This window comes from Thomasclavelia saccharogumia DSM 17460 (assembly GCF_000686665.1).
GTDB lineage: Bacteria > Bacillota_I > Bacilli_A > Erysipelotrichales > Coprobacillaceae > Thomasclavelia > Thomasclavelia saccharogumia.
Map to the genome: position 1 here is coordinate 1 of NZ_KK365999.1, position 4858 is coordinate 4858.

Sequence of the window (4858 nt, forward strand, 5' to 3'; positions counted from 1 at the left end):
TCTTTAAGAACAAATCTGATTGTATGGTTATTGAAGCATTTGATGGAAAGTTGTATGTCAATGTATTAGATAATATCTATATTATGAAAGAAGTTCCTGAACACGAAAAATATTCAAAGGAATTTGATACTATTCCAAAGGAAAAGAAACCAAAGAAAAAATATATTCCTCCTCTTGATCATCCTTGGAGAAATGATGATTTTCTTGGGTTCCTTGCAAAACAGAAGCATCGTGAAAACGGTGCTAATGTTTAACTTTTTTTAAGACATTTTCAATTTTGCTTGACAGCCTTTCTTAAAATTTATCGCCATACAAAATTGAATTCCCTTTTTATACTATTTGTAACCACTAAACATAATACTACTTTTTTCAAACCTTAAAATAAATACAAAAAGAGATTTTTATCCTACTAACAACTACATTAGTTTATAAAATCTCCTTTTTTAATTCCTCATTATAAGTAAAAACTTAACACTTTCTATCTCAATTAAATTTCTTTTTCAAACAACAATCATTCCAACCTAAATTAGTCTTTAAATATCCCGAGCAAGTCTATATGCTTCACCAATAGCATCTTTAATATTTCCAACCTGATGAGCATCACCGATAAGATGATATGACATCTTTAATTCTTTAAGCATATTTTCAAAAGCTGAATCAGTTTGATATCCGCAAGCAAAGATCAAAGTATCCGCATCATCAATAACACCTTCAACTCCATTTTGCAAATATTTAATTTTATCTTTTTCTACTGCTGCTACTTTAGTATTGACTAATATTTTCACACCCTTTTTTATCATTCTCTGTACAAGCAAAGAACGACCTGGTCCTGATTCATTCATCATTACTTCCTGGGCCATTTCTATAATAGTAACATCTCGATTTCGTGGGAAACGATCATTAATTAACGGTGCTAAATAGTCTGCTGTCTCACAACCAACTGAACCGCCACCAATAATCACGATCTTTCTACCAGGAAATGCTCTACCAGCTAAAACATCATCAGCACTCATCCACTGTTTAAATTGGGTAAATGCATTGATTATAAGGGGTTTTGCTCCTGTTGATGCGATAACCTCATAATCTTTAAATTTCGTTTTTAATAATTCAAGAGTTACATTCGTATTCGTTTGAATATTAACATTTTCCTTTTCTAAACGATGTCGCATCCATTTTATAACTTGACAAAGATCTTGTTTTCCAATAGGGACACAGGCTACTTTTAAGGCTCCACCTAATTCTGAATCTTTCTCACATAAAACTACATCATGACCACGTTTTTTAGCAATATAGGCAGCTTCCATTCCGGCTGGTCCACCACCGACAACAAGAATCTTTTTCTTAATATCAGCTGGTAAAATCGTATCTTCATTTTCCAACGAAAAAGAAGGATTCATCGTACAAGCAATCGGTTTTCCAAACATAATTCCATTTAAACAGCGTAAACAGCCTATACATGGTCGAATATCTTCCGGTTTTCCAGCTTTTGCTTTATTAGAAAATTCAGGATCACAAAGATTAGCCCGCCCAATCATACAGGCATCTGCCATACCATTAGCAATTAATTCTTCAGCTATCCAAGGTTCAATAATCCGCCCTACTGTTGTTACCGGAATAGAAACATATTTTTTTATTTTTGCAGATAATTGAGAATGCGACCCCATTTTAGTTCCCGCAGCCGGAATCGAACTGCCCCTAGCGATTGTGGTTCCACCTGATACATGAATCATATCAACCCCATGGTTTTCTAATTGTTTAGAAACATAGATCATATCATTAATATTTAAGCCACCATCACTGTACTCATCACCAGATATACGAACATCAATAATAAATTCTTCGCCACATCTTTTACGAATCGCCTCAATAACTTCTAATGTTAATTTTAATCGTGCATCGATATTTCCACCATATTCGTCAGTACGTTTATTATATTGAGGTGATAAAAAACCACCGAGTAAGCCATGAGCATGAGCAGCGTGAATTTCAACACCATCTGCTCCTGATTTTTGTACTCTTTGTGCCGCATCCGCAAATTGTTCAATGATCACTTTTAATTCTTCTTTAGTTACTGGTCTTGGAGCTTCTTTAGCATAATATGGTCCAACATTAGATGGTGCAATAAGTCTAGGGGTACCTGGAATCGGAAAAGCCATATATGCTGGATGAAATAACTGAGGTAATATTTTAGCCCCATATTCATGAACAGCAGCAGCCAGCTTTTTCCATCCTTCAATAAACGAATCATCGTAAATAGACATATCACCCGGTAAATAAACATATGTCGGTTCAATCGTAACAACTTCTGTTACAAATAATCCTACACCACCTTTAGCACGAGCTCGATAATGTTCGATCAATTCATCAGTTACATAACCTTTATTTCCTAAATTAGTCGATAAAGGCGGCATGAAAATGCGATTTTTAACAACTTGTTTCCCTATCTTTATAGGACTAAATAAATGTGGATATCTATTCATATTTGTTGCCTCCTTGATAATTTAAATAGCATTAGCTGCTAGATATCCTTCCTCAATTGCTCGATTAATATCAGCGGCTTTTTCATGACAGTCACCAACAACATGAACCTCAATTCCTTTTTCAACTAATGGTGTGATATCAAAAGCATTTGGTTTTGCTCCTACAGCTAAAACAACATAATCACAAGGAAGTGAGACTGTTCCTTCTTCGTTTTCAGCTTCTACAGTAGTAGATGTAATTGCTGTCACTTTTGTTTTAGTAAATTGTTGGACATGATGTTTTTCAAAATCAGCCATCATAGTAGGTCTTACTGTTGATGATTCTTCTTTAGCAATCGTATCCATCATCTCAACAATTGACACCTCACAGCCATTTTGGGCCAATAATTCAGCTGTTTCAGCACCGACAAGACCACCACCGATCACAACAATTTTCCCACTTGGTAATTGTTCATGATTTAAAACTTTCCAAGCATCATAAACATGAGGTAAATCACAGCCTTTAATGGCAGGAATAACATTAGAAGCTCCTACAGCAACAATTACCGCATCAGGATTTTCTGCCATGATACATTTTGGGCAAACTTCTTGTCCTACTCTTAAATCAACATCTAAGACTTTCATCTCATTTGTTAAATAATGAATACCTCGATTCATTTCAGATTTTCTTGGTGGTACAGCTGCAATACTCAACTGTCCTCCTAAAGTTGTCTCTTTTTCAAATAAAACAACTTCATGCCCTTTTACTTTTGCAACTCTAGCGGCTTCCATTCCCGCAGGTCCTCCCCCTACAACAACAACTTTTTTCTTCTTTATAGCAGGAGTAATCACTCTTTCATATTCATAACCATTTTCAGCATTCAAAACACAGCTTAAAAATTTTCTGTTTTGAATAGCATCTGTACATCCTTTATTACACATCATACAATGGCGAATGCGATCTTTTTTCCCTAATTCTAATTTTTTAACATAATCAGGATCAGTTAATAATGAACGTCCTAATCCGATAATATCACATACACCGTTTTCAATTAGAGCTTCTCCATTTTCTGGTGTCAAAACACGCCCAACTGTAGATACTGGAATAGATACAACTTCTTTAATTTGCTTTGTATATTTTGACATGAAACAATATGAAATAGTCCCCATTGCTGGAATTGTATCATTCATATTTCCAGTATGATTAGCTTGTCCAACGTGAATCATATCAACACCAGTTTTTTCTAAAATCTTTGCAAATTCTACTGCTTCATCAATCAATAAACCACCTTTTCCTCGAAGAGAACCATTTGGATTAACAGTGATTACCGGTAATTTATAATCAATGCAAATATCTGGGGCATTTGCTTTAATTGTTTCTATAACTTTTAAAGCAAATCTCGTTCTATTTTCAAAAGATCGACCATATCGATCTGTCCGATTATTTAAAATTGTTGAACATAAAGATCCTATTAATCTATCACCATGAACTTCAACAACATCAACTCCAGCTTCATAAGCGCGTTTAACACAAGCACCCATCTTATCTAAGATCGTATTTAATTGTTCTTCTGTAACTTCACCAATGTAATGAAGCATATCATGATGTAATTTTGCTCGAGCTGCCTGCATATCACCTTTTCTAAATAACTCAGCTAAAGCGTCAACATCGTATTCAGGATGAAATAATTGAATTCCTAATTTACAATCATATTCATGCACTGCATCTGCTAAATTTTTATATGCTTCAATCTGACCATCATGAAATAATTTTGGGGTTGGTGAAACTGTGTTGACTGGTGCAACATCACCTAAAACAATGTAAGCTACTCCCCCTTCAGCTATTCTCTTATAAAAATTAAAACTTTGCTTTCCTATTGTTCCATCTCTTTCTTCGTATCCCGTTGTCATTGGTGGAAACATAATTCTGTTTTTTAATGTGATTTTTCCAACTTTAATTGGTTCTAATAATTTCATAACCTTCTCCTTTATATTGTATCTTAGTTCTTGATATAAATATGATAGCACTTACACATATATAAAACATACGCTTTTAATGAAAAAACATATACTTTTATGTATATGTTTTCAGACTGTTGACAAAATCAGATTTTTTCAAATAAATATTTAATTAATTTTTTCTTTCCCATTTTAGCGTTAAAAATGATGTATTTATAACATCTCTAAACTAAAAACATCTTATTTTAATTACTTTTCTCACTTTTTAATATTAATTTTAAACTTTTAAAAATATAGGACATTTGTCAATCCCCTAAAACAATTAATAGGATTGTTCATAATATTTCGAGACATCTAATGTTGTTATTAAACTGGGTCCTACTCTACCAATTATCAAAATGCTGGTCGATTTCAATACATCTAATGTTACTATTAAACTA

Annotated in this window: 2 protein-coding genes and 1 pseudogene; 1 reads left to right on the top strand and 2 read right to left on the bottom strand. The window is 33.5% G+C overall.

What is annotated here, in order from left to right; translation table 11 throughout:
• Nucleotides 1-254: pseudogene (locus BR82_RS17315) on the top strand (ISNCY family transposase); the annotation flags it as partial.
• Between the two features lie 279 nt (nucleotides 255-533).
• Here the strand turns inward: BR82_RS17315 and BR82_RS0114850 are convergent.
• Both BR82_RS0114850 and bilR read right to left on the bottom strand, forming a co-directional pair.
• Complete coding sequence (locus tag BR82_RS0114850; RefSeq protein ID WP_027090791.1) at nucleotides 534-2480, bottom strand: oxidoreductase; 1947 nt, start codon at nucleotides 2478-2480, stop codon at nucleotides 534-536.
• 21 nt (nucleotides 2481-2501) lie between these two features.
• Nucleotides 2502-4436 carry a bilirubin reductase, long form gene (gene bilR, locus BR82_RS0114855; RefSeq protein ID WP_027090792.1) on the bottom strand — a complete coding sequence of 645 codons (1935 nt, stop codon included), beginning with the start codon at nucleotides 4434-4436 and terminating at the stop codon, nucleotides 2502-2504.
• Between the last annotated feature and the right edge of the window lie 422 nt (nucleotides 4437-4858).